Origin of the sequence: Dethiobacter alkaliphilus AHT 1, from assembly GCF_000174415.1 — a bacterium.
GTDB classification, from domain to species: Bacteria; Bacillota; Dethiobacteria; order Dethiobacterales; family Dethiobacteraceae; genus Dethiobacter; species Dethiobacter alkaliphilus.
In genome coordinates this window covers 1-19,547 of sequence record NZ_ACJM01000028.1, presented here as the reverse complement: position 1 = coordinate 19,547, position 19,547 = coordinate 1, and the positions used below count along the sequence as shown (strand labels likewise).

The window sequence follows — 19,547 nt, the reverse complement described above, 5'->3', positions numbered from 1 at the left end:
TTTTACATCCTTGCCGCTCTCGCAGCACGGAATTTTATCTTACCATGTCCAAGGTGTTATGTCAACAGTCCTTTTTTTGGAAGATACCGGCTCGCAGCCGTTATTCCGTTTGCTCGATAAGCAAGTATGTAGTGCCATTTTTGCGGCAACAGATACTATCTTATCATGTTTGCTGCTTTGTTTCAACCGGTAGTTTTTGGTAACTTTCCGTTTCCTCACCGCCGGTGACCCGTTTTTTGGGCACGGAAATTATCTTATCACTTTATCTGCATCTTGTCAACGAGCTAATATCTGGGGAAAGTGGCATCTGGATCCTTAAGTGCATTGATCCTGCTAAAAAGTGTATTACTATAATAGCAGGTATAACGGGAGAAAGTAATTAAGAAAATATGAATAAAACTGAAAGGAAGAATGCTGTGAAACGACTTTGGCAGGGGTTCTGGCTTGTGGCCCATCCGCAGATTTGGATTTGCTCCACTATTCCCATGCTTGTGGGTACTGCTTTAGCTTATGGAACCACAGGTCGGTTTGATTTGTACTGGTTTATTGTGGGCCTTATTGGGTTGTACTTTATTGAAATTGGCAAGAATGCCGCAAATGATTTGATGGATTATGCCACCGGTGTGGACTTGGTTGTTGCTCCCCGCAACAGAACTCCTTTTAGTGGCGGAAGGAACCGCGCACTTGTAAACGGAAATGTCAGTGTATTTCAGGTAACAATGATTGCTGTTATTATGTTAGGCTTCGGCGGCGTGTTTGGTATTTACATCGCCCTGCTTCGGGAGCCCTTAATATTTTGGATTGGGCTTGGCGGCTTGTTTCTGGCAGCAGCTTATAGCCTGCCTCCCTTCATGTTGTCATACCGAGGTTTAGGTGAGTTGTCCGTTGGACTGGCGTTTGGCCCGCTGATTGTCAGCGGAGCCTTTGCAATACAGGCAAACTTTATTACAGTGGAAGCACTTTTGGTTTCGCTGCCCATAGGTTTTTTGGTAACCAATATCCTCTTTATAAATCAATTCCCTGATTATGAAGCGGACAAATTGTGCAATAAACGGAACTGGGTGGTCCGTTTAGGTAAGACCAGAGGATTGAAGGTATACTCAGGATTATTCCTTTTATCCTATGGGTCCATAATACTGCTACTTATCTGGACAAGAAATCCGTTTTGGTTATTGTCTTTTATTAGTCTTCCGTTCGTTTTAAAGGCTGTTAAGGTTGCCAAACAATGCTACGATGACATCCCCAACTTAATAGGTGCAAATATAGGCACAATTAACGTATACCAGCTTACCGGGTTTACCATGATGGTTTCAGCAATACTGCAAAGGCGCTGACAAATGTCGGCGCCTTTTATTTATACAATCTTATAATAAATGATATTATCATTCTTTTCCCGGGTTAATCTGCCCCTACCCTCCAGGTATTTTAGGTGGGCCAAGGCCTCACCGGTGGCAAACCATTTCTGGGCTACCGGGAACTCTTCAAAAGAGTCGTATGTCATATCCCAGGTCATCTCTGCAGCAACTTCGTAGGCGCTTTTGGCACCGCTTTTCAAAATATCAATTACTTCCTGTGCTCTTGTTTCATGATGTTCTTTAAGCTCTTTTATCCTGCCGCCACAGTCTTTAATGAGGGAGCGGTGGCCGGGAAGCACCAGGGAAATTTCCAACTGATTGACTCTGTCTAAGCTTTGCAGGTAATCATGAAGTGGGTCATACTTATCCGACCAGAGTGAGATATTCGGCGTGATATCCTGCAGAATATGGTCTCCGGAAATAAAGATTTTTTTATCCTGCTCATAAAGACACATGTGTCCCCGGGTATGGCCCGGTGTTTTTATGCAGGTAAACTGAAAATCACCAAAGGGAAACTGATCTCCGTCATCCACAATGGTAAAATCCACTTTTACCGTTGACCGGTATTTGTATCCAGGGTGTTTTTCAATGGCGTTTTGAAACACTTCCGGCGGAAAGCCGCCGGTCATGGTAAAAATACGCATGGCTTCCCAGTGGGTAGCATCGGCATTGATGGTGTCCGCATCTTCGGCGCTGCAATAGGCTGTTGCTCCTTCGGCTACTAAATCAGCCACCAGGCCGGAGTGGTCTGCATGCATGTGTGTAATAAGAATGTCCGTTTTTTTCAAATCCACATTCAGCTTATGTATCGCCTCTTTTAATACCTGCAAACATTCCTCTCGATTAAAACCGGTGTCAATCATCAGATGCCGACCACCACTTTGTATTATATAGCAATTTAGCGATTTTAAAGGGTTTTTGGGGATAGGTACATCAATTTTATGTATTCCGGGATAGACTTCCTGAATCAATGGGAACCACTCCTTTTTAATAATTCAGTGCTTCTTTAAGATTGCTCAGCACCGTTCTCAATCTTCTGTTCTGCAGTGAGGGATTATACCCGCGGACAATCAGCACTGAAGTATTTGCCTGCTCCGCGACCCGGTCTGTTACCATGCCGGTGATGTACTCTTTAATTCCCCACTCCACCGAGGCGCCTAACACTATTAGGTCATACCCATTCTCTGCTTCCTGTAAAATCCCTTCTTCCTGCGTAGGGGCGATATTAAGCTTCCAGTTACCGGGTACATCCGGCTTTTCAAAGGATTGAGTTAAAATATCACAGGCAGCTGCTGCCTTATTAATCAGGCTTGGCGATAATCAGTTTGACGATTTTCCCATGATAATCCTCAATTCTTTCCGGGGTGATCCCGGCCAGATCTATGTTTTCCAGTGTGCGACGGTTAATGTTTGAACCTACTAGCTGAAGAGAGACCGGGTTTAATATATCCATCAGCTTACCCACCAACGGATTATCACTACGCACATGTTCCAATAAGATTATCTGCCCTTCTTTTTTACAAACCCGGCGCACTTCCTGCAGGCCTTTAACCGGGTCCGGTACGGAGCAAAACACACAGGTTGACACCACCGTATCGAAGGTGTTATCAGCAAAGTCCATGTTCTGCGCATCCATTTCCACCAGTTCCACTGAAGCCTTGGCCTGCTCTAACTTGGTGTGGGCACGCTTTAACATCCCAGGGCTAAAATCAATGGCGGTCACTTTGCATTCCGCCGGATAATATTGCAGGTTAGCACCTGTGCCTACCCCAACTTCCAGCACATGCCCTTTGGCATGGGCCAGAGCCTTCCTACGCAGTGCAGGGCTAATCATTTTGTCCATATAATCATAATAAGCAGCAGTGCGGTTATACCGGTCACGTATCTTTTCAGTTTGCACGCATTTTTCAGTCAAAGCAAGCGCCTCCATAACTTCATATGTGCCTAAGATAACATATCTAACATTATAGCATTTACTAATCTGCCTGGAAACCATCGCCATAAAATCTTCATGTTTGATTAAAAAAAGAAAGCACGCAATGGTGCTTTCTGATATGCTCCTATAATTAACGTCTTGCAACGAAAGGTTGAGAAATGTGGGGATGTCGGACCTGACCCCTACTCGGCTTTGAGGGCATCGATGATGTTTTCGGATTTTAGTTTGAGGCTGGCATGCATCATGGTTAAGAAGACGATGATGAAGACGCCGATGATGCAGTAGGCAATTTCACGCCAGGGCAGGACAAAGGCAAAACCGAACATGTTACTAAAGGAGTTGTATATCAGCACGCTGATGGCGATGCTGATGGGTAGTCCATACATTAAAGCTTTTAGACCATAGAAAATGCTTTCGTAGTTTATCATGCGGTTAAATCCTTTGGGTGTGAGTCCTACAGACTTTAGCATGGCAAATTCCCGGCGGCGCAGCGCCACATTGGTGCTAATGGTGTTAAAGATGTTGGTTACACCGATTAAGGTAATCAGGGTAAGGAAGCCATATAGGAAGATGGCAAAGACTGTTCGGGTGTTGTTTAACTCTTCCTGCTGAGCGGAGATATCGCTGACAGCCAGGGAATTATTGCCGCTTTGCCGGGCCAATTCGTTTATACCGTCAACAAGGCCGGCACTGTCTTCCGCCTGGATAAACAACTGTCCGCTTACAGGGCTTTCTTCCGGCACTGATTCCAGCAGCTTATCAAAAACTTCATCGGCAACAATCAGATTGACCATGGAGACACCCAGGTTATTGATACCAAAGGGCCGAATATCTGTGACTGCTCCAATCTCTATTTTCATCTTTGCTTCATTGCTGTCCCAAAACGAATATCCGTCAGCCAATGAAACTTTGTCGCCTGACCGCAGGCTTAAAAGCTCTATCTCCTGGACTCTGCCGTCATTGGCAACTCCCTTATTAAGCAAAATCCCGCGGGGGTTCTCTGTATCCTGTAACTTTGCGGATTCAACTCCTATTTCAGCCACATAGGCCGCAAATTCTTTTTCCCCCAGCGCCAGAATGTTAAAGTCGTAGTAGTAGTTCCCTCCTTCATTAACCAGGAACTCAATCAGATTTTCCTGGGCATAGGAACTAAACTGGGAACGGTCAAGATTATCGGCAACGGCCCATATTGTTCTCACAACCGAGTACCGCTCCACGCCCTCCATGGCCGCAACCTGATTATAAAAGGCCTGCTGTACGTCAGCATTTCTGTGATCTCTTACCGTCACATTATAAGGCAGCTCGCCGTAATACATATTGGTGCTAACAAAGCCGTACTGCATAAAAGATGAAATGGTCACAAACAGGATAATGCTAATTACCAGGGAAAAAACTGTGGCCCGGTATCTTTTCCGGTTTCGTTTCAGGTTCTTCAGCGCCAACTCTCCCTCAATACCAAACAGATAGCGTGACAGCCTGGAGGTCTTTAGCGCTTTTCCTTTAATATTGATATCTGTGTTCAAGCGAATTGCATCAATGGGAGAAATTCTCGCTGCTAATTTAGCAGGAATAAAAGCGGACAGAAAAATAATGGTGGCTACAAAGAAGATGGTGATTAAAATTACTGCTGGGGACACCACCAGCCGCAGCACCGCATTACCCATAAACATGGGCTCAATTAACAGCCGGTTCACTATACCCAGAGTGACACCGATTCCGCCCAGGCCTGAGAGTATACCAATGGGAATACCAATACCTCCCAGAATCAGCCCTTCGAAAAAGACACTTCTTCTTATCTGCCCAGGCGTGGCCCCCACACTGGCCAGCATACCAAACTGCTTCTTGCGTTCACTAACGGAGATGGCAAAGGCATTATAGATAACAGTGATGGATCCCACGGAGATTAAAAGGATGATGATGAGTGTAATTGAATACAGGAAATTATCCAGGTTGTTGTTCTGTGAGACACCCATCTCCCTTAAAAGATTATTATTATATGAATACGATTCTACTTCTGCATTGTCCGCAATTTCAGGCACCTTTTCAAAGATGTTTCTTGGATTTTGACCAAGAATGGAGACGTTTATCCTCTCGCTTGATTGCAGCTTCTCCGCATCTAAGTAGGTGACCACCGTATAGCCGGGGCTGCTGCCGCTCTCGAAGTCGGGCCTGCTGATAATTCCGGTAATTGTATAAGTTGCGGTTGCTTGTGTCTGCAGTGTTTCCGTTTCCTGAAACCACTCGCCTGTTAAAACAATACCCTGATCAACTCTGTCGCCTATCTCCAAGGTTACGGACTGGCCGATATCATACCTGCTGCCGCCAATGGCCTGCACATCTTCTGTAATAACCATTTCTCCGTGACTTTGGGGGAAACGGCCCTCCGCAAGGTGAATGGGCATGTGCTCCATGGCCACCGCATCGTACTCTTTAATAAACAGATAAGGTTTTAACTCATTTGTTGCTTCATCAAAAGCCGCAAACCCTCTGTTCCGACTAAGCATTGTTTCCTTGGCAAACGGGTTGTCTGCGATATATCTGATATTGTCAGTCTCCACATCATAAAAGGAAGCATGGTAATTCCCGTCGGTTTCAATGGCTCTTTGCATGAAATAGTCCTGAAAACTGGCGGTAATGGAGCTGACTCCGGTAATCATGGCCGCGGAAAGGATAATACCGACAATGGTCACCAAGGTACGTTTTTTGTTCAGCTTCAACATACGCAAGGTTAAATGCTTTAAAATGCTCATGACCGGATCACCTCATCTTTGAGGATGCGGCCATCTTCTAAGGTGATTATCCTGTCGGCCTGCAGGGCGATTTGATTGTCATGGGTAATCATAATCATGGTTTGGTTGTAGCGTTTATTGGACAGCTTCAGTAAATCAATTATTTCTCTGGAATTTTTACTGTCCAGGTTACCGGTGGGTTCATCAGCCAAAACCAGTGCCGGCTTGTTAATTAAGGCGCGGCCAATGGATACTCTTTGCTGCTGTCCCCCGGAGAGCTGATTGGGCAAATGCCCGGTGCGCTTTTGAAGCCCCAATGTTTCAATAATTTCCGCCAGATAGTTTTTATCCAGCTTTTGCTCATCCAATGAAAGCGGCAGGGTGATATTTTCCTCCACGTTTAAAATGGGAATCAGGTTATAAAACTGATAGATAAGCCCCACCTGTCTTCTCCTGAAAATGGCCCGGTTGGTCTCGTTTAGTTTATAAATATCCGTATCCTCAATAAAAACCTTGCCTGAGGTGGGCACATCCACACCGCCGAGAATGTGCAGCAGGGTGGATTTTCCCGAACCGGAGGCTCCGATAATGGCCACAAATTCTCCCCGGTTAACCTGAAAAGATACATCATCAAGCGCTTTTACCTGTGTTGCTCCCTTGCCGTAAACTTTGGACAGGTTTTCAACTCTGAGTATTTCCATGTCATCAATCTCCTTAACTTTGATGCTTCTATCATAACTGCCCAAAGTGACTTTACCGTGACTGTTTAGGTGACAATTTGGTCACTTTTGTTAAGCTAAATCTGCCCGCTGGGTTGCCGTATCTTTATAAAGCTTAATGGTAAATTGGGCGCCGCTGCCCGCTTCACTCTGCACGGCAATATCTCCGCCCTGCCGGCTCACTATGGTGTGAGCCATGGCCAGGCCGATGCCCACGCTGTCATCGCCGGCGTTTTTTCCCTTATAAAAGCGATTAAAAAGATACGGCAGATCTTCTTTAGCAATACCAACGCCGCTATCTGTAATTGTAATCTCGGTAAAAAGTGGGTTCTCTGAAAAAGAAATATTAATCCGGCCTCTTTCCGGTGTATGCTCAATGCAGTTCTTCAGGATATTAATCAGTGCCTCGCAGGACCAGTTCAAGTCACCTATAAAACTAACATCAGAGGCCCCACTTATTTGCACCTGCTGCATTTTAATATCCAGGGGAATCTCCATGGCGGCCACCGCCTTCTCCACCAGTTGGCCCACCAATACTTGTTCCTTTTTCATCACAACGGTTCCGGCATCGAACTTGGCCAGCTTCAAAAGCGAAGTAACCAACCATTCAAGCCTGCTTAGCTGGGCTTTCATTCTCGCCAGAAATTCCTTTTTCTCCGTTTCCGGCATCTCCCGGGACAAAATATCATTTAGAACAAGCATGGATGTCATGGGAGTCTTTAGCTGATGAGAGATATCGGCCATGGAATCGGCCAGTGCTATTTTTTCCTGCTGCAAAAGGGCGGCCTGCGACTTCAGGGTTGTGGTGATTTTATAGATTTCATTTTTCAGGATACTTAAATCGCCCTCACTGTTATCGCGTATATCCAGCGAATAATCACCGCTTTCTATCTTTTGCGCATAACGGGTAACTTCCTGAATTTCTCCGTACTGCCTGTTTAGGAATTTGCTTACCGGCACAATAAAAGCTCCGCTGATCAATACAGAAAACAGCAGAAATAACAACAGAGTAACCCGGAAATTACTCTGCAACAGCCCTGTATTGACCCCAATATCATCGGTATAAATACCGTACCTGGATAAGATCTCCTGTCCTTGTGACACAGCTTCTTCATCTGCATTTAAAATTTGCCGGACAACTTCCTGCTCTGCATCCGGATATTCTGCAATAACAGCACCCACGACAGCCGCATGAGTCTGCTCTGCAGTGCTTTGGAATTGCCGGGAGGTAACCAGGCTAAATACCCCGGCAAGCAAGATAAACAATAAAAATAATCCTGCAAATGCAGCGAAAAGCTTTTTGGCTTCCGGGTTTCGCAAGATACTCAACCTACTCACCCACCTTATAGCCCAGGCCGCGAACAGTCTTTATAATCTGGGGTTGCTGCGGGTCATCTTCAATCTTTTCCCGCAAACGCTTAATATAAACCGTTAAGGTATTGTCGTTAACAAAATCTCCCGCCACATCCCACAGGCCTTCCAGAATCTGATTTCTGGTGAGAGTCAGGCCTTTGCTGTTGGCCAAAGTCAGAAGCAGCCTGTATTCCAGGGCTGTAAGCAAAACAGCCTCACCATCTTTGTAGACTTTGGCTTCCGCGGTGTTAATTATTAGCTTACCCAAATTTATCTCTGCGTTATTGGGCATAGACTTGTTGTATCTGCGCAAAACGCTTTTAATACGAGAAACCAGTTCCCGCACCCGAAAAGGCTTGGTTATATAGTCATCGGCCCCCATGTCCAGGCCCATCACCACATTAACCTCCTCATCACAGGCGGTGAGAAAAATTACCGGTGTATCACTTTGCCCCCCAAACTCCCGGCACAACTCAAACCCATTACCATCGGGAAGCGAAACATCTAATATCACCAGACTAAAACCGCCTTTACCCCATCTTTCCCTGGCATAACCAGCGGAATGACACACTTCCACAGTAAACCCTTCCTGCGTAAGTGCATACTCAATCCCCATGGCTATGGTCTTATCATCTTCAACAAGCAAAATGCAGCTCAAAAAATCATCTCCCTGTCGATCTGTACACTATTATTCGCACTATTTCAGGCAAATCCTTTAGCCAACTTTAACCGTTATGCTTCCATTTGCCTTTAGTTTAAAAAAGGCACGCTTATTCAGTTCCCTCAACGCGTGCCTTTGATACCGGTTTCCTTAGCAGCTTCGCAAACTGCGAAGCGTTATAATTTCCTACCGGTGCAAGAAAAAGTGTGAGATCCAAAGGAATCTCACACTTTGACGCTCAGAATCTTTTAAGCAGGCGAAGCGGTAATGTCACAACAGCCCAGATAAAATCCAAAATAAACCTAACTGTGAAACCCAGCAACCTAAAAGGCAGCAGTATCAACCAAGCTATTGGATATAATACCAGAAAAAATAATGCCAGTGGCCAACAAAGAACAAATAACACTGCCCAAAGAATGCATCCCATCCAAAGCACATCCTTAACTTTATTAGAATGGACCTCCTGCACGGGGGCGTTGCATCATTTCTCTGACCAGCTCCAGTCCTGTTTTTTCACACGGCGGCAGTTCGATCTCAGCAGAGCCCACGGGCTCAACCCGCTCACCCCAGCGGATAATATGGGCACTATAGGTAAGGCCTGCACCAAAGGCAGGAAGCAGTATGTTCATCCCCGGCTTCACATACCCTTCTTCAATGGCTTCCACAAGAGCTACGGGAGTAGTGGCGGAAGACATGTTACCGTACTTATGAATATTAATAAAAACCTTCTCCGCAGGAACTCCGAATCTTTTGGCCACCGCATCAATAATACGCAGGTTGGCCTGATGCGGCACCACCAGATCAATCTGGTCAGTGGACAGGCCCGCTTTCTCTAAAGCTTGCGCAGAAGCTTCACACATGCCCAAGACAGCCTTCTTGAAAATCTCCTGTCCCTGGAAGTTCCACCAAACAGTGCCCAGGATAGTCTGGCCATCAATATAGCGCGTACCCATACCGTGTGCCCGCAAAATATCACGGGATTCTGCCAGGCACCCCAGTTTGTCTGCCAGCACCCCCTCTTCCTCCTCTGTCTCCTGCAGGACAAAAGCAGCTGCTCCGTCACCAAACAACACCGCCACATTACGATCTGTCCAGTCCTGCACATTGGAGATCACCTCTGCCCCGATTACCAAGGCTGTGCGGGCAGTCCCGGTCCTAATCAGGGACGAAGCCAGAGAAAGGGCATACATACCGCTGGTACAGGCGGTATTAATATCAAATGCCGCTGCCTTTTCTATTCCCAGTAACCGCTGAACCAGCGATGCCGAATTGGGTACTATTTCATCCGGCGTACAACTGCCAAAAATAATCAAGTCTACATCCGAGGCGTCTACTCCCGCAGCGGCCAACGCCCGTACCGAAGCCACATGGGCCAGTTCACTGATTGGCACATGGGAAATGCGACGTTCTTTCATCCCTGTACGGGTAACAATCCACTCATCATTGGTATCAAGAAACGTAGAAATATCATCGTTGGTTAAAACAGCAGGGGGCATGCATTTGCCCCACCCGGTAATGGTTGCGTTTTTCATTTTACCTCCAGATCAAAGAAGCTCTCTTTTGAATTTTAATTGCTCTACAAATATTCGGCACGATACGGCATTAAACCTACAAAATACGCTGATAAAATAAAAAAACTATCTGCCTGCTGCTAAAAAGTATATAAAGATGATTCCTGGCAAATGCTGAAAATAATCTTAAGCTAAGAAATTTCCCGAAGAGGTGAATAATCATGAAAGATTCTGTTGTGCAGATTACGGTTTTCGGCATTATCGGGACAGTTATTATTAATGCTTTGATCTATGCGCTGCAGGTTATGGGGGTAAACGTACTGGCTCCCTGGCTGATTTCCGCCAATGTCTTTTTGGAGCCGGAATTAGCTCAAACAACCCTGGGGATTATCATTGGCTTAGTGGGAACGGGTGGACTAGGCATAGCATCAGCGGCCATAATCTTGCTGCTTCTCCACTGGACGGGTAAAGACTACGCCATCCTTAAAGGGATCGTGGGCATAAATGCCTTTTCTTTTATCACCATGGGCTTGTTCATGCCACTGTTAAACATTGCCCCCCAAGTCCGCGCCGATCCTCTTACCAATATAGTTGCTCTAAGCGTATTATCTGTAGCAGGTGCCATTGTTGGAGCCTTACTCCAACAGTACGCAGAAATAAAATAGCGTTCTTATGAAAACACCCCGGAGATCCGGGGTGTTTTCATGTCTGACCTCAAGACAGCAAAACAATGATACCGATACTTAGCAGCAGGGAAGACTCGCTTATTTTCTCCACATTGCCTAAAAAACTGTAATTAATCCTGAGAAAAGGGATTAAGATCGTTGCTGCACTAAGCATGTAAAGAAAATCCGCCGTATTCCCGGAAATATAGATTGCCGACAATTTCCCTAAAGAGTACAGCAGGGTAAACATTGAAAAAGCAAACTTCCAACGCAGAGTAAGAGCCGCTTGATTAAACAGCCGGAGCAGCGCCAAAAGAATAATCATCCACCCAATATAATGAATCGGAATCAAATGTATTCAACCCTTCCCATAATTGTGTTTATATAATTTATGGGATTTTGGAAATAAAGGTACCTCTCCACTACTTCTCCACAATCTACCTCCCCTTCTCCATATCTCCTCCATATTACTAGGATATAATAGCTCAAGCATAATTAAGGAGGTTTAAGCAGGATGAAGAAAAAAACGATTTATGTCCTGGCCGGCATCTTGACATTGGTCATACTGGTATTTGCCCTTAGTCAAAGCACTGAAACAGATGCCCAGTCCGCCGAGGAAATTCGCACCGCATCGGCCCAGAAAAGAGTGTTTGGCAGCAGCATGTTAGCTGTAGGCACACTAAAACCCGAGCTGGGTGCCATGGTCCAGATTGATACTCCCGGTGCCGGAGTAGTGGAGGAGGTGCTTGTGGAACAAGGCGCTGCGGTCAAAGCCGGTGACACCCTGGCTGTTATTACAATAGACGGTGCGCAACAGCGCATCAAGAAAGCGGAGCTGGCCCTGCAAATGGCCAAGCTGCAGCTTGAACAGGTTACCAGCGGTCCCCGGGAAGAGGAGGTTGCGCGTGCCCGCATCAACCTGGAGCAGGCTGAGAACAAACTTAAGGAAGCTGAAGAAACATTGTCTGTGCTAAAAGATGATGAAGAAACTCCCTCTGGGCAATTAGACAATGCTCAAAGAGAAGTAGATAATGCCGATGCCCAGTATCGGCTGGCCCAACAACAATATTCCCTGACTAAGAACAAATACACTCAAAATGATATTGCGCAAGCAGAAGCCAGGGTGGAGCAAGCCGCAAACGATTTGCAGGAAGCCAGGGCACTGGCAGAGCAAGGCACAATAACTGCACCCATTGATGGGGTTGTAGCGGAATTACATATCTATCCGGGTGCAGTTGTAAGTGGTAACAGCAATCTTATCAAACTTATTGATTTAAATCGTCTTATTGTGGAAGCGTTGATTGATGAAACAGACATCATTGCCATCGAAAAAGGACAGCAAGCCGCCATTACCCTTGATTCCCTGGACACTGAAACACTGGAAGGAACAGTGGGCTCCATTTCTCCCCTGGCGAAAAATGAAAGTGGAATCATTAATTACCCTGTGATTATTTCCCTGGAACATGTTGCTGCAGGCTTTTATCCGGACATGACAGCTGTAGTTACCATTTACCTGGAAGAGCCGCAGGAAACTCTTACTGTGCCTTCACAGGCCATTAGTCAATCCGGTAGCAAACAAATGGTTTATGTCCTTCAAGACGACGAGATATATGAAACGGAAGTCCAGACCGGCAAAAGGTCTGACGGTTATGTGGAGATAGTATCCGGCCTCAAAGCCGGTGAAAAAGTAGTTATCAACACGGCAGATGAAAACAGGCCATAAGGAGGCGAAAAGAATGTTACAGTTAGACGAAATTTCCAAGGTGTATTCTTCCGGCAGTAATTCTGTAACTGCGCTTAACAACATATCATTGGAGATTGCAGATGGGGGATTTGTGGCAATTGTGGGCCCTTCCGGGTCGGGAAAATCAACAATGCTAAATATTCTCGGCTGCCTCGACCGCCCAACTTCCGGCAACTATAAAGTAAATGGCATTTCAACAGGAACTCTAAAAGATGATGAGTTGGCCAAACTTCGTAATCAGCAATTTGGTTTCGTATTTCAGTCTTTTCACTTGTTGCCCCGTTTCAATGCGCTGGAAAACGTCATGCTTCCCTTTCTATACAGCAATGACCTGCCTGAGCATCCGGAGCAACAGGCTAAAACAATGCTAAAACGAGTAGGTCTGGAAGACCGGATGCATCACCTGCCCGGTGAACTTTCCGGAGGACAACAGCAACGGGTGGCCATTGCCCGGGCACTGGTAAATGATCCGGCAGTTATCCTGGCAGACGAACCCACAGGAGCACTGGACAGTGCTTCGGGACAGGGAGTTATGGCATTATTGACCCAACTAAATCAGGAGGGCAAAACAGTTATTGTCATTACCCACGATGCCCAAATAGCTTCGTACTGCAACTACACCATAACCATGGCAGACGGTATAATTGAATCCTCGGCAGCCAACAACAAAAAGAATATTCCGGGGGTGGTGGTCCTATGAAGTCCAAATTCATAAAAGAAGCGGCACGCCAGCTTTGGTCAAACAAACTTACCACAGCCTTAATGGCCATCGGCATTATTCTTGGCATCTCTGTGCTGACCATCGTCATTGCCCTGGGGCAAGGCACAAAAGCCAGTATCCTGGAACGGGTTGACCGGGTAGGTGCCACAGATACATTCACCTTACGCACTTTTCCCTGGGGTCAGGGCGGAGGCGGGCAGCATTCAGAAACGGAGAATATAACACTTACCGCACAGGATCTCTTCTCCTTACAACAGGAGATTAACGGCATCAATGCTATTATCCCCACCCTCAATTCACGTACCACCATAACAGGTGAGCTAAATTACCTGGAAAACGTCTCTGTTCAGGGGGTCACGGCGGGCTTTCAGGATGTAAGGCCCTGGAATGTAACCAGCGGTGTCCTGTTTAGCGAATATGATATTACCGAAGGGACACGGGCGGCTATTGTGGGCCAGGCTGTAGCCAATCAGCTAGCCTCTGACGGAAATATACTGGGCATGACCATACACGTTGACTCCCTGCAACTTGAAGTTATAGGTGTACTTGAGTCAAGAGGTGCCACCGGCAGTGGCCGCAATGCAGATGAAGTGGTCCTGGTACCGGAACCTGTTTTTCAAAGGCTTTTTCAACCTGACGGCTATTCCACCGTTACTGTCCAGGTAAATGACATTGACAGGCTGGAAGCCATATCTGAGCAAACCATGTCTTTTCTGGAGGCAACTTATTTGGGTCATGAGTTTTATGTGCGCATCCCCACATTAACCACCGGAACCAGGCAGGAAACGGCAGGCAGGCTGACTTCGTATCTAACCTTGATTGCTGCAATAAGCCTGTTGGTTGGGGGCATCATCATGATGAACCTGACAAACTTAACCGTTACGGCACGAACTGCTGAAATCGGGCTGCGCAAAGCCCTTGGCGCACGCAACCATGATATCCTCACCCAAATTATGATGGAGCTCTTTGTTCTGGCAGTGATAGCCGGTGGTATCGGAGTGCTTCTGGGAGTTGTTTCCACCAACATACTTGCCGGGCGAATTGATGTTAATACTCTCTTTACCTGGCATGCCCCCGCTGCAGGAATAATGTTCTCCCTGATTATTGGCCTCCTTGCCGGGGTACGTCCTGCAAACCGCGCAGCCCGGTTAGACCCGGTAGTATCGTTGCGGGCGAAAGGGTAAACAATGAACAGTTTGTCATTGTATCAGTTTATCTTACGGTCTATGGCGGCCAACAAAAAACGCTGCCTTCTGGCAGCACTGGGAATCCTCATTGGTATTCTGGCCGTCACCACATTGGTCTCTCTGGGGAGAAGTACGGAGCTATCATTGGCGGAGGAATTGGAAAAACTAGGCACAAATGTTCTCATCGTTGAAGCAGCAAGAACCTCAGGCGGCGGTGGTCGGAACCAATCTTCACAAGGCTCTGTGGCAAAAACCCTTACAGCAGATAGCTTAAGTGCCATTTCCCAAAATGTTACCGGCCTGGCCTCAGCGGCCCCGGTTTTCCAGGCTACCATAGATATCAGGGATGCAGGCCAAACTGTAAAGACCACCATGTATGCCACTACAGAAAACTTCTTTTCTGTGCGCAATCTGGAATTGGCGGCCGGACGTTTCTTTTCCGGTGAAGAAGATCAGGCCGGCCAACGCGTAGTTCTGCTGGGAAATACAGTGGCAGAACAGCTATTTGGCCCAGGGGCCGCACCGGGAGAGACCATTCGTATTGATAACACCTTTTTTGAGGTTATCGGTATCCTGGAGGCAAAAGGACTGGATGCCGCCGGAGAAGACTTGGATGACTTAATCATTGTTCCCCTGACCGTGGCACAAAGACGCTTAACTGCGGAAAATCATCTAACACATCTATTTTTACAGGCAGAAAACATTAACATCATTCCTGCCATGGAAGAGCAAATAACCACCTCTTTAAGGGCTACACACCAGATAAACGAAGGTGAAGCCAATGACTTTTCCGTAATGAATCAGACCGAACTGCTATCAGCCCAAACCGATATCCTGGGTACCATGTCAGACTTGGTCACTATCCTGGCAATTGTCATCCTCCTTGCCGGCAGCTTGGGCATCACCGCTGTTCAACTTATTAACCTGCGGGAACGCACCTGGGAAATTGGTCTGCATCGTGCCTTGGGAGCCCCCAAGAGTAAAATAGCAGTCATGTTTCTTACAGAAGCAATGATTATGGGTACTGCCGCCGGCATTGCCGGAATTGCTCTTGGCTTGGCTGCATCTTTCTTCTTTGCCGCCGTCTTTACCATGCCCGCCCTTTTGTCCTGGCAGGCCATACTCCTCTCCTTTGCCATCAGTTTAGCGGCCAGCATATTTGGCGGCCTTTACCCGGCATACCATGCCACCCGTATCAACCCCTCCACAGCACTGCGCTCCTAACCTGAAAGCAGCTTTCACAATTTAACATTATTGATACCCAAAGAGCACTGATAGTTGATTATCAGTGCTCTTTTCATTAGTTGGCCAGCGCTTTGTTTACTGCCTGCATGGCATGAATATATGTAGTATCAAACAAAGGAACCGGAGAATCTTCCGGCTTTATAAGCAGCGGAATCTCTGTACACCCCAGAATAATCCCCTCTGCGCCCTGCTTGATTAAGCCATTAATTATTTTCTTATACTCATTCTTTGATTCAGGTGTTATTATCCCCAGGCATAATTCCTGAAAAATCACATTATGTGTAATCTCCCTATCTGTATGGCTTGGTATAACCACCTGGATTCCATTTTGCTGAAGTGTTTTAGTATAGAAATCCTGCTCCATAGTAGGCCGTGTTCCCAGCAGACCAACCTTTTTAATATTAGCTCTATTCACCTCAACTGCTGTAGCCTCCGCTATATGTAGCAGTTCAATATCAATTGCTCCCTGGATTTCCTCAGCAAATTTATGCATAGTGTTTGTGCACAAAAGAATGAAATCAGCCCCGGCACTTTCCAGCTTGCCGGCAACTTTGATCAGGGCCTGAGAAATTTTCTCCCACTCACCCTTTCTCATATACAGCTCTATTTCTGCAAATTCGACGCTGTATAGGATACACTGAGCTGAATGCAGTCCTCCCAATCTTGATTTAACACCTTCGTTGATGATGCGGTAATATTCAAGGGATGACTCCCAACTCATGCCGCCAATTAATCCGATTGTTTTCAATTAAAAACCCCCATAAAAAATTAAATATCGTAACAACTCCTGCACTAATATAATTCCACTTGCAGGAATATATTTCCTGTTGGCGAAACATATCTAAAACAATTAAAGGGGTGACTCATATGGTTGGCATAGGTGGAGCAGAATTTTTTATGGTCATTTTTATGTTCTTATTCGTTATCTTTCTGGTTACGGCCCTGCTGCAATGGTTATGGAACATCACAATGCCCGATGTGTTTAATCTGAAAGTAATTACATTTTGGCAGGCTTTTCGGCTGTTGATTATCGCTGCCATTCTCTTTGGCGGCACCAACATTAGCTCATAACATCTGCAGCCCTCAAAATTTAACCCTTTGCGCCCATAGTCTAATAGTACTAATTCTTCTTTTTAGCATATTAAGCCTTTGCCTGGAAAAACTATTGATGTAGTGAATCTGACAAAGAGGTGCGTTATGATACAGGTTGGGAACTTTCATTTTGGCAAGGCAGATTCTGCAAAACAGCCGCAATTAGATATTGTTGAAGCTGGTATACTTGTACAACATTTATACTATCGCTATTATTGCATCGAGCAGACACACCAATATTACAAAGCCGCAAATGACAGTGACCTGAAAAAAATGATTAAGATGGGAATAGAGTACTTGGAAAAGGAAGTTACTCTCCTTGAAGAACAGATGGAAAAACATAGTGTGCCTATGCCAAGCCGATCCCCCAAAAGCATTAAAGCTCCTGTAAATGTAAATGACAGTTCACTAATAAATGATCAGATGATTTATGAGCAAATTCGCAGCGGCTGTTCTGCGGCAGTGGAAAAGAATTTACGCAACTTTTTGGCAATTATAAACAACGATTCTTTACGGAGTATGTTCACAAACTTTGTAAAAGAAGAAGTAGAAATATTACTGCAGTGCTGCAAATATGGAAAAATGAAAGGATGGGTACCTGTCTATCCTCCCTATAAACCTGACTAGAGTCAGGTTTATTTTCTGTATTGTGGTCTCCTTATTTGCTTGCAGGTCAACAACGCCCGCAGTCCCCTCCTTTAAGAACAGATGGAAAAATATAAAGTACCTATGCCCAGCCGATTCCCCAATAGCGTTAAGGCTGGTAAAGCATCAGGCAGATTATAATAATTGTTCTGCGCCAACGTAAAATATTTTTTCAGCGATCAGTCGTTAGGTTTTATGTATTGCGCCAATGTATTGATAGAATCAAAGACAACATCTACTAAATGAACGCATCCCTGGCCTTTACCCAATAAATCAGCTAATTGCTTCTTAGAGCATTTATTAACTTTCATATCAATTATATTGTTCAATAGCATTGTAGCTTCACCGCAAACAACATCAGGAACACGGAGCATTATTCCTTCCGCAGCTTTTATAAATCCGTTTTTTACTTTCAATGTTATATTCATTTCATGAAAAGTGTCGGACAATCCGCCACAAATGAGATAATAATCAGGCGCTTCTTCATAAAGAAAATAATTCTTAGTGCGTGTAAATAAATAACCATCTCGGTATCCGACTTCCGAATAGTTATCCCAACTCTGCTGAACTCTCTCAAGGTTACTGTAATAGCGACAGGTTCCTTTATACATCTTTTCCCAATAGCCACTATATTCTGTAGGCGATTCATAGCCTCGCTCTTTCAGCAAGAATGTCTCTGCCTGAATAACTCCTCTGATTGTTTCAGCGAAAAGCTCTAATACAAGGGGATCTCCATGCTCATCTACTGCTTTCCTTAAGCTTAAGCCACTACCAAGATATGCTTTGATACCTTTGAGCGAATCTAGCACCCTAACTGATTCATTATCAACCTGTGGGAACTCCTCTAAAAAGGCCTGTAGGATTTCAAAGGATTTGTCGTTAATAATAAGCCTCGCAATAACTTGTCGTCCTTTTTCATGATAAAAAGTTTCTGCTATCAATGTACCTTTGACATCCCTTTTAACGGTAGTATGAAAGTTTCTTTGCAAATTACACCTCATGCCCTCACCACCCTCTTTTTTATTCTAATCAACTTCTTCACTTATCAAATGGTTCCTGCTAACCTTAAAAGAAAGTGGCGCCCTAACCCGGTGAGCAAAGCGAACAAGGTAAATACAGCGAGTATAGTTACTGGGGGTCAGGTTTAATGTTATTAAACATTTGACCAGTGTTTAAAAATCCATCAGATGCACACTCCCATTTATATACAGAACATTAAAAACATTAAACCTGACCCCCAGGAGAGGACAACAAAAAAGAGCGCGATCAGATTATGATCGTGCTCTTCTTTAAATAAGGCTCTGGCAGAGACCTACTCTCCCAGGGACTCGCGTCCCAAGTACCATCGGCGCTGGAGGACTTAACGTCCGTGTTCGGAATGGGAACGGGTGTGACCCCTCCGCTATTTCCACCAGAAAGTTCTCTCAAAACTGAACAGCGATATGTTAAAGAGTTTATCACAAATTTAAGGTTAAGTCCTCGACCTATTAGTACCGGTCAGCTTAAGACATTGCTGCCATTACACCTCCGGCCTATCAACCAGATCATCTCTCTGGGGTCTTACCTCGTTAACCGAGCGGGAAAACTTATCTTAGAGGGGGCTTCGCGCTTAGATGCTTTCAGCGCTTATCCCGTCCAGACATAGCTACCCAGCAGTGCCCTTGGCAGGACAACTGGTACACCAGAGGTCTGTCCATCCCGGTCCTCTCGTACTAGGGACAGCTCTCTTCAATTTTCCTACGCCCATGACAGATAGGGACCGAACTGTCTCACGACGTTCTGAACCCAGCTCACGTACCGCTTTAATTGGCGAACAGCCAAACCCTTGGGACCTAATACAGCCCCAGGATGCGATGAGCCGACATCGAGGTGCCAAACCTCCCCCGTCGATGTGGACTCTTGGGGGAGATAAGCCTGTTATCCCCGGGGTAGCTTTTATCCGTTGAGCGACGGGCCCTGCCACGCACACCGCCCGGATCACTAA

Annotated in this window: 20 protein-coding genes and 2 rRNA genes; 9 read left to right on the top strand and 13 right to left on the bottom strand. The window is 45.7% G+C overall.

The window, feature by feature from the left end; genetic code table 11:
- Both DEALDRAFT_RS17175 and DEALDRAFT_RS15410 read left to right on the top strand, forming a co-directional pair.
- On the top strand, positions 1 to 193 hold a 193-nt coding region (locus DEALDRAFT_RS17175), incomplete at its 5' end, for a hypothetical protein (protein WP_206740448.1).
- Positions 194 to 416: 223 nt separating this feature from the next.
- The gene (locus DEALDRAFT_RS15410) at positions 417 to 1,334 is read left to right on the top strand and encodes a prenyltransferase (RefSeq protein ID WP_008519223.1); all 918 of its coding nucleotides are present in this window, start codon (positions 417 to 419) and stop codon (positions 1,332 to 1,334) included.
- Between the two features lie 20 nt (positions 1,335 to 1,354).
- Here DEALDRAFT_RS15410 and DEALDRAFT_RS15405 read toward each other — a convergent pair whose 3' ends face one another.
- The 8 genes from DEALDRAFT_RS15405 to DEALDRAFT_RS15375 form a co-directional block, all read right to left on the bottom strand.
- Positions 1,355 to 2,326, bottom strand: a complete 972-nt coding sequence (locus DEALDRAFT_RS15405; protein ID WP_008519220.1) for an MBL fold metallo-hydrolase — start codon at positions 2,324 to 2,326, stop codon at positions 1,355 to 1,357.
- Between the two features lie 16 nt (positions 2,327 to 2,342).
- Positions 2,343 to 2,555, bottom strand: a complete 213-nt coding sequence (locus DEALDRAFT_RS17335) for a universal stress protein (protein WP_276324460.1) — start codon at positions 2,553 to 2,555, stop codon at positions 2,343 to 2,345.
- Between the two features lie 100 nt (positions 2,556 to 2,655).
- Entirely contained in the window at positions 2,656 to 3,270 is a 615-nt protein-coding gene (locus DEALDRAFT_RS15400) for a class I SAM-dependent methyltransferase (protein ID WP_008519218.1), read from the bottom strand.
- A 203-nt stretch (positions 3,271 to 3,473) separates the two neighbouring features.
- On the bottom strand, positions 3,474 to 6,041 hold the full coding sequence (locus DEALDRAFT_RS15395; protein WP_008519216.1) for an ABC transporter permease: 2,568 nt from the start codon (positions 6,039 to 6,041) through the stop codon (positions 3,474 to 3,476).
- Positions 6,038 to 6,721, bottom strand: a complete 684-nt coding sequence (locus tag DEALDRAFT_RS15390; RefSeq protein WP_008519214.1) for an ABC transporter ATP-binding protein — start codon at positions 6,719 to 6,721, stop codon at positions 6,038 to 6,040. The genes DEALDRAFT_RS15395 and DEALDRAFT_RS15390 overlap by 4 nt, the downstream gene beginning before the upstream one ends.
- A 90-nt stretch (positions 6,722 to 6,811) precedes the next feature.
- On the bottom strand, positions 6,812 to 8,068 hold the full coding sequence (locus DEALDRAFT_RS15385) for a sensor histidine kinase (protein WP_008519213.1): 1,257 nt from the start codon (positions 8,066 to 8,068) through the stop codon (positions 6,812 to 6,814).
- Position 8,069: 1 nt separating this feature from the next.
- Positions 8,070 to 8,750, bottom strand: coding sequence for a response regulator transcription factor (locus tag DEALDRAFT_RS15380; RefSeq protein WP_008519211.1), 681 nt, complete (start codon positions 8,748 to 8,750; stop codon positions 8,070 to 8,072).
- Positions 8,751 to 9,202: 452 nt separating this feature from the next.
- Positions 9,203 to 10,285 (bottom strand): ketoacyl-ACP synthase III, encoded by a 1,083-nt coding sequence (locus DEALDRAFT_RS15375; protein ID WP_008519208.1) that lies wholly within the window; start codon positions 10,283 to 10,285, stop codon positions 9,203 to 9,205.
- Between the two features lie 200 nt (positions 10,286 to 10,485).
- Between DEALDRAFT_RS15375 and DEALDRAFT_RS15370 the strand changes: the two genes are divergently transcribed.
- Entirely contained in the window at positions 10,486 to 10,929 is a 444-nt protein-coding gene (locus DEALDRAFT_RS15370; protein WP_008519206.1) for a hypothetical protein, read from the top strand.
- A gap of 49 nt (positions 10,930 to 10,978) precedes the next feature.
- On the opposite strand, the gene DEALDRAFT_RS15365 is transcribed toward DEALDRAFT_RS15370, so the two are convergent.
- Entirely contained in the window at positions 10,979 to 11,281 is a 303-nt protein-coding gene (locus tag DEALDRAFT_RS15365) for a hypothetical protein (protein ID WP_143753487.1), read from the bottom strand.
- 162 nt (positions 11,282 to 11,443) lie between these two features.
- On the opposite strand from DEALDRAFT_RS15365, the gene DEALDRAFT_RS15360 reads away from it, so the two are divergent.
- Genes DEALDRAFT_RS15360 through DEALDRAFT_RS15345 form a run of 4 tightly spaced genes read left to right on the top strand, consistent with a single transcriptional unit; the run spans position 11,444 to position 15,805 of the window.
- Positions 11,444 to 12,652: an efflux RND transporter periplasmic adaptor subunit gene (locus DEALDRAFT_RS15360; RefSeq protein WP_008519204.1), complete on the top strand. Its 1,209-nt coding sequence runs from the start codon at positions 11,444 to 11,446 to the stop codon at positions 12,650 to 12,652.
- A gap of 13 nt (positions 12,653 to 12,665) precedes the next feature.
- The gene (locus DEALDRAFT_RS15355; RefSeq protein ID WP_008519202.1) at positions 12,666 to 13,373 is read left to right on the top strand and encodes an ABC transporter ATP-binding protein; all 708 of its coding nucleotides are present in this window, start codon (positions 12,666 to 12,668) and stop codon (positions 13,371 to 13,373) included.
- Positions 13,370 to 14,578: an ABC transporter permease gene (locus tag DEALDRAFT_RS15350; protein WP_008519200.1), complete on the top strand. Its 1,209-nt coding sequence runs from the start codon at positions 13,370 to 13,372 to the stop codon at positions 14,576 to 14,578. Before DEALDRAFT_RS15355 ends, DEALDRAFT_RS15350 begins: the two co-directional genes overlap by 4 nt.
- Before the next feature lie 3 nt (positions 14,579 to 14,581).
- Positions 14,582 to 15,805: an ABC transporter permease gene (locus DEALDRAFT_RS15345; protein WP_008519199.1), complete on the top strand. Its 1,224-nt coding sequence runs from the start codon at positions 14,582 to 14,584 to the stop codon at positions 15,803 to 15,805.
- Positions 15,806 to 15,881: 76 nt separating this feature from the next.
- On the opposite strand, the gene DEALDRAFT_RS15340 is transcribed toward DEALDRAFT_RS15345, so the two are convergent.
- Positions 15,882 to 16,574, bottom strand: a complete 693-nt coding sequence (locus tag DEALDRAFT_RS15340; RefSeq protein WP_008519198.1) for an aspartate/glutamate racemase family protein — start codon at positions 16,572 to 16,574, stop codon at positions 15,882 to 15,884.
- 119 nt (positions 16,575 to 16,693) lie between these two features.
- Between DEALDRAFT_RS15340 and DEALDRAFT_RS15335 the strand changes: the two genes are divergently transcribed.
- Positions 16,694 to 16,897 carry a hypothetical protein gene (locus DEALDRAFT_RS15335; RefSeq protein ID WP_008519192.1) on the top strand — a complete coding sequence of 68 codons (204 nt, stop codon included), beginning with the start codon at positions 16,694 to 16,696 and terminating at the stop codon, positions 16,895 to 16,897.
- Between the two features lie 126 nt (positions 16,898 to 17,023).
- Entirely contained in the window at positions 17,024 to 17,545 is a 522-nt protein-coding gene (locus tag DEALDRAFT_RS15330; RefSeq protein ID WP_008519190.1) for a DUF3231 family protein, read from the top strand.
- Between the two features lie 197 nt (positions 17,546 to 17,742).
- Here DEALDRAFT_RS15330 and DEALDRAFT_RS15325 read toward each other — a convergent pair whose 3' ends face one another.
- The 3 genes from DEALDRAFT_RS15325 to DEALDRAFT_RS15315 form a co-directional block, all read right to left on the bottom strand.
- On the bottom strand, positions 17,743 to 18,552 hold the full coding sequence (locus DEALDRAFT_RS15325; RefSeq protein ID WP_161598037.1) for a DUF2889 domain-containing protein: 810 nt from the start codon (positions 18,550 to 18,552) through the stop codon (positions 17,743 to 17,745).
- A 310-nt stretch (positions 18,553 to 18,862) separates the two neighbouring features.
- Positions 18,863 to 18,979, bottom strand: a 5S ribosomal RNA gene (gene rrf, locus DEALDRAFT_RS15320).
- Positions 18,980 to 19,030: 51 nt separating this feature from the next.
- Positions 19,031 to 19,547, bottom strand: a 23S ribosomal RNA gene (locus DEALDRAFT_RS15315); the annotation flags it as partial.

What these genes read in the sequence shown, in the direction of transcription:
- DEALDRAFT_RS15350 (WP_008519200.1), top strand. Translation starts at nt 13,370, where the DNA reads ATGAAGTCCAAATTCATAAAAGAAGCGGCACGCCAGCTTTGGTCAAAC.
- DEALDRAFT_RS15395 (WP_008519216.1), bottom strand. Translation starts at nt 6,041, where the DNA reads ATGAGCATTTTAAAGCATTTAACCTTGCGTATGTTGAAGCTGAACAAA.
- DEALDRAFT_RS15375 (WP_008519208.1), bottom strand. Translation starts at nt 10,285, where the DNA reads ATGAAAAACGCAACCATTACCGGGTGGGGCAAATGCATGCCCCCTGCT.
- DEALDRAFT_RS15370 (WP_008519206.1), top strand. Translation starts at nt 10,486, where the DNA reads ATGAAAGATTCTGTTGTGCAGATTACGGTTTTCGGCATTATCGGGACA.
- DEALDRAFT_RS15330 (WP_008519190.1), top strand. Translation starts at nt 17,024, where the DNA reads ATGATACAGGTTGGGAACTTTCATTTTGGCAAGGCAGATTCTGCAAAA.
- DEALDRAFT_RS15335 (WP_008519192.1), top strand. Translation starts at nt 16,694, where the DNA reads ATGGTTGGCATAGGTGGAGCAGAATTTTTTATGGTCATTTTTATGTTC.
- DEALDRAFT_RS15360 (WP_008519204.1), top strand. Translation starts at nt 11,444, where the DNA reads ATGAAGAAAAAAACGATTTATGTCCTGGCCGGCATCTTGACATTGGTC.
- DEALDRAFT_RS15390 (WP_008519214.1), bottom strand. Translation starts at nt 6,721, where the DNA reads ATGGAAATACTCAGAGTTGAAAACCTGTCCAAAGTTTACGGCAAGGGA.
- DEALDRAFT_RS15355 (WP_008519202.1), top strand. Translation starts at nt 12,666, where the DNA reads ATGTTACAGTTAGACGAAATTTCCAAGGTGTATTCTTCCGGCAGTAAT.
- DEALDRAFT_RS15345 (WP_008519199.1), top strand. Translation starts at nt 14,582, where the DNA reads ATGAACAGTTTGTCATTGTATCAGTTTATCTTACGGTCTATGGCGGCC.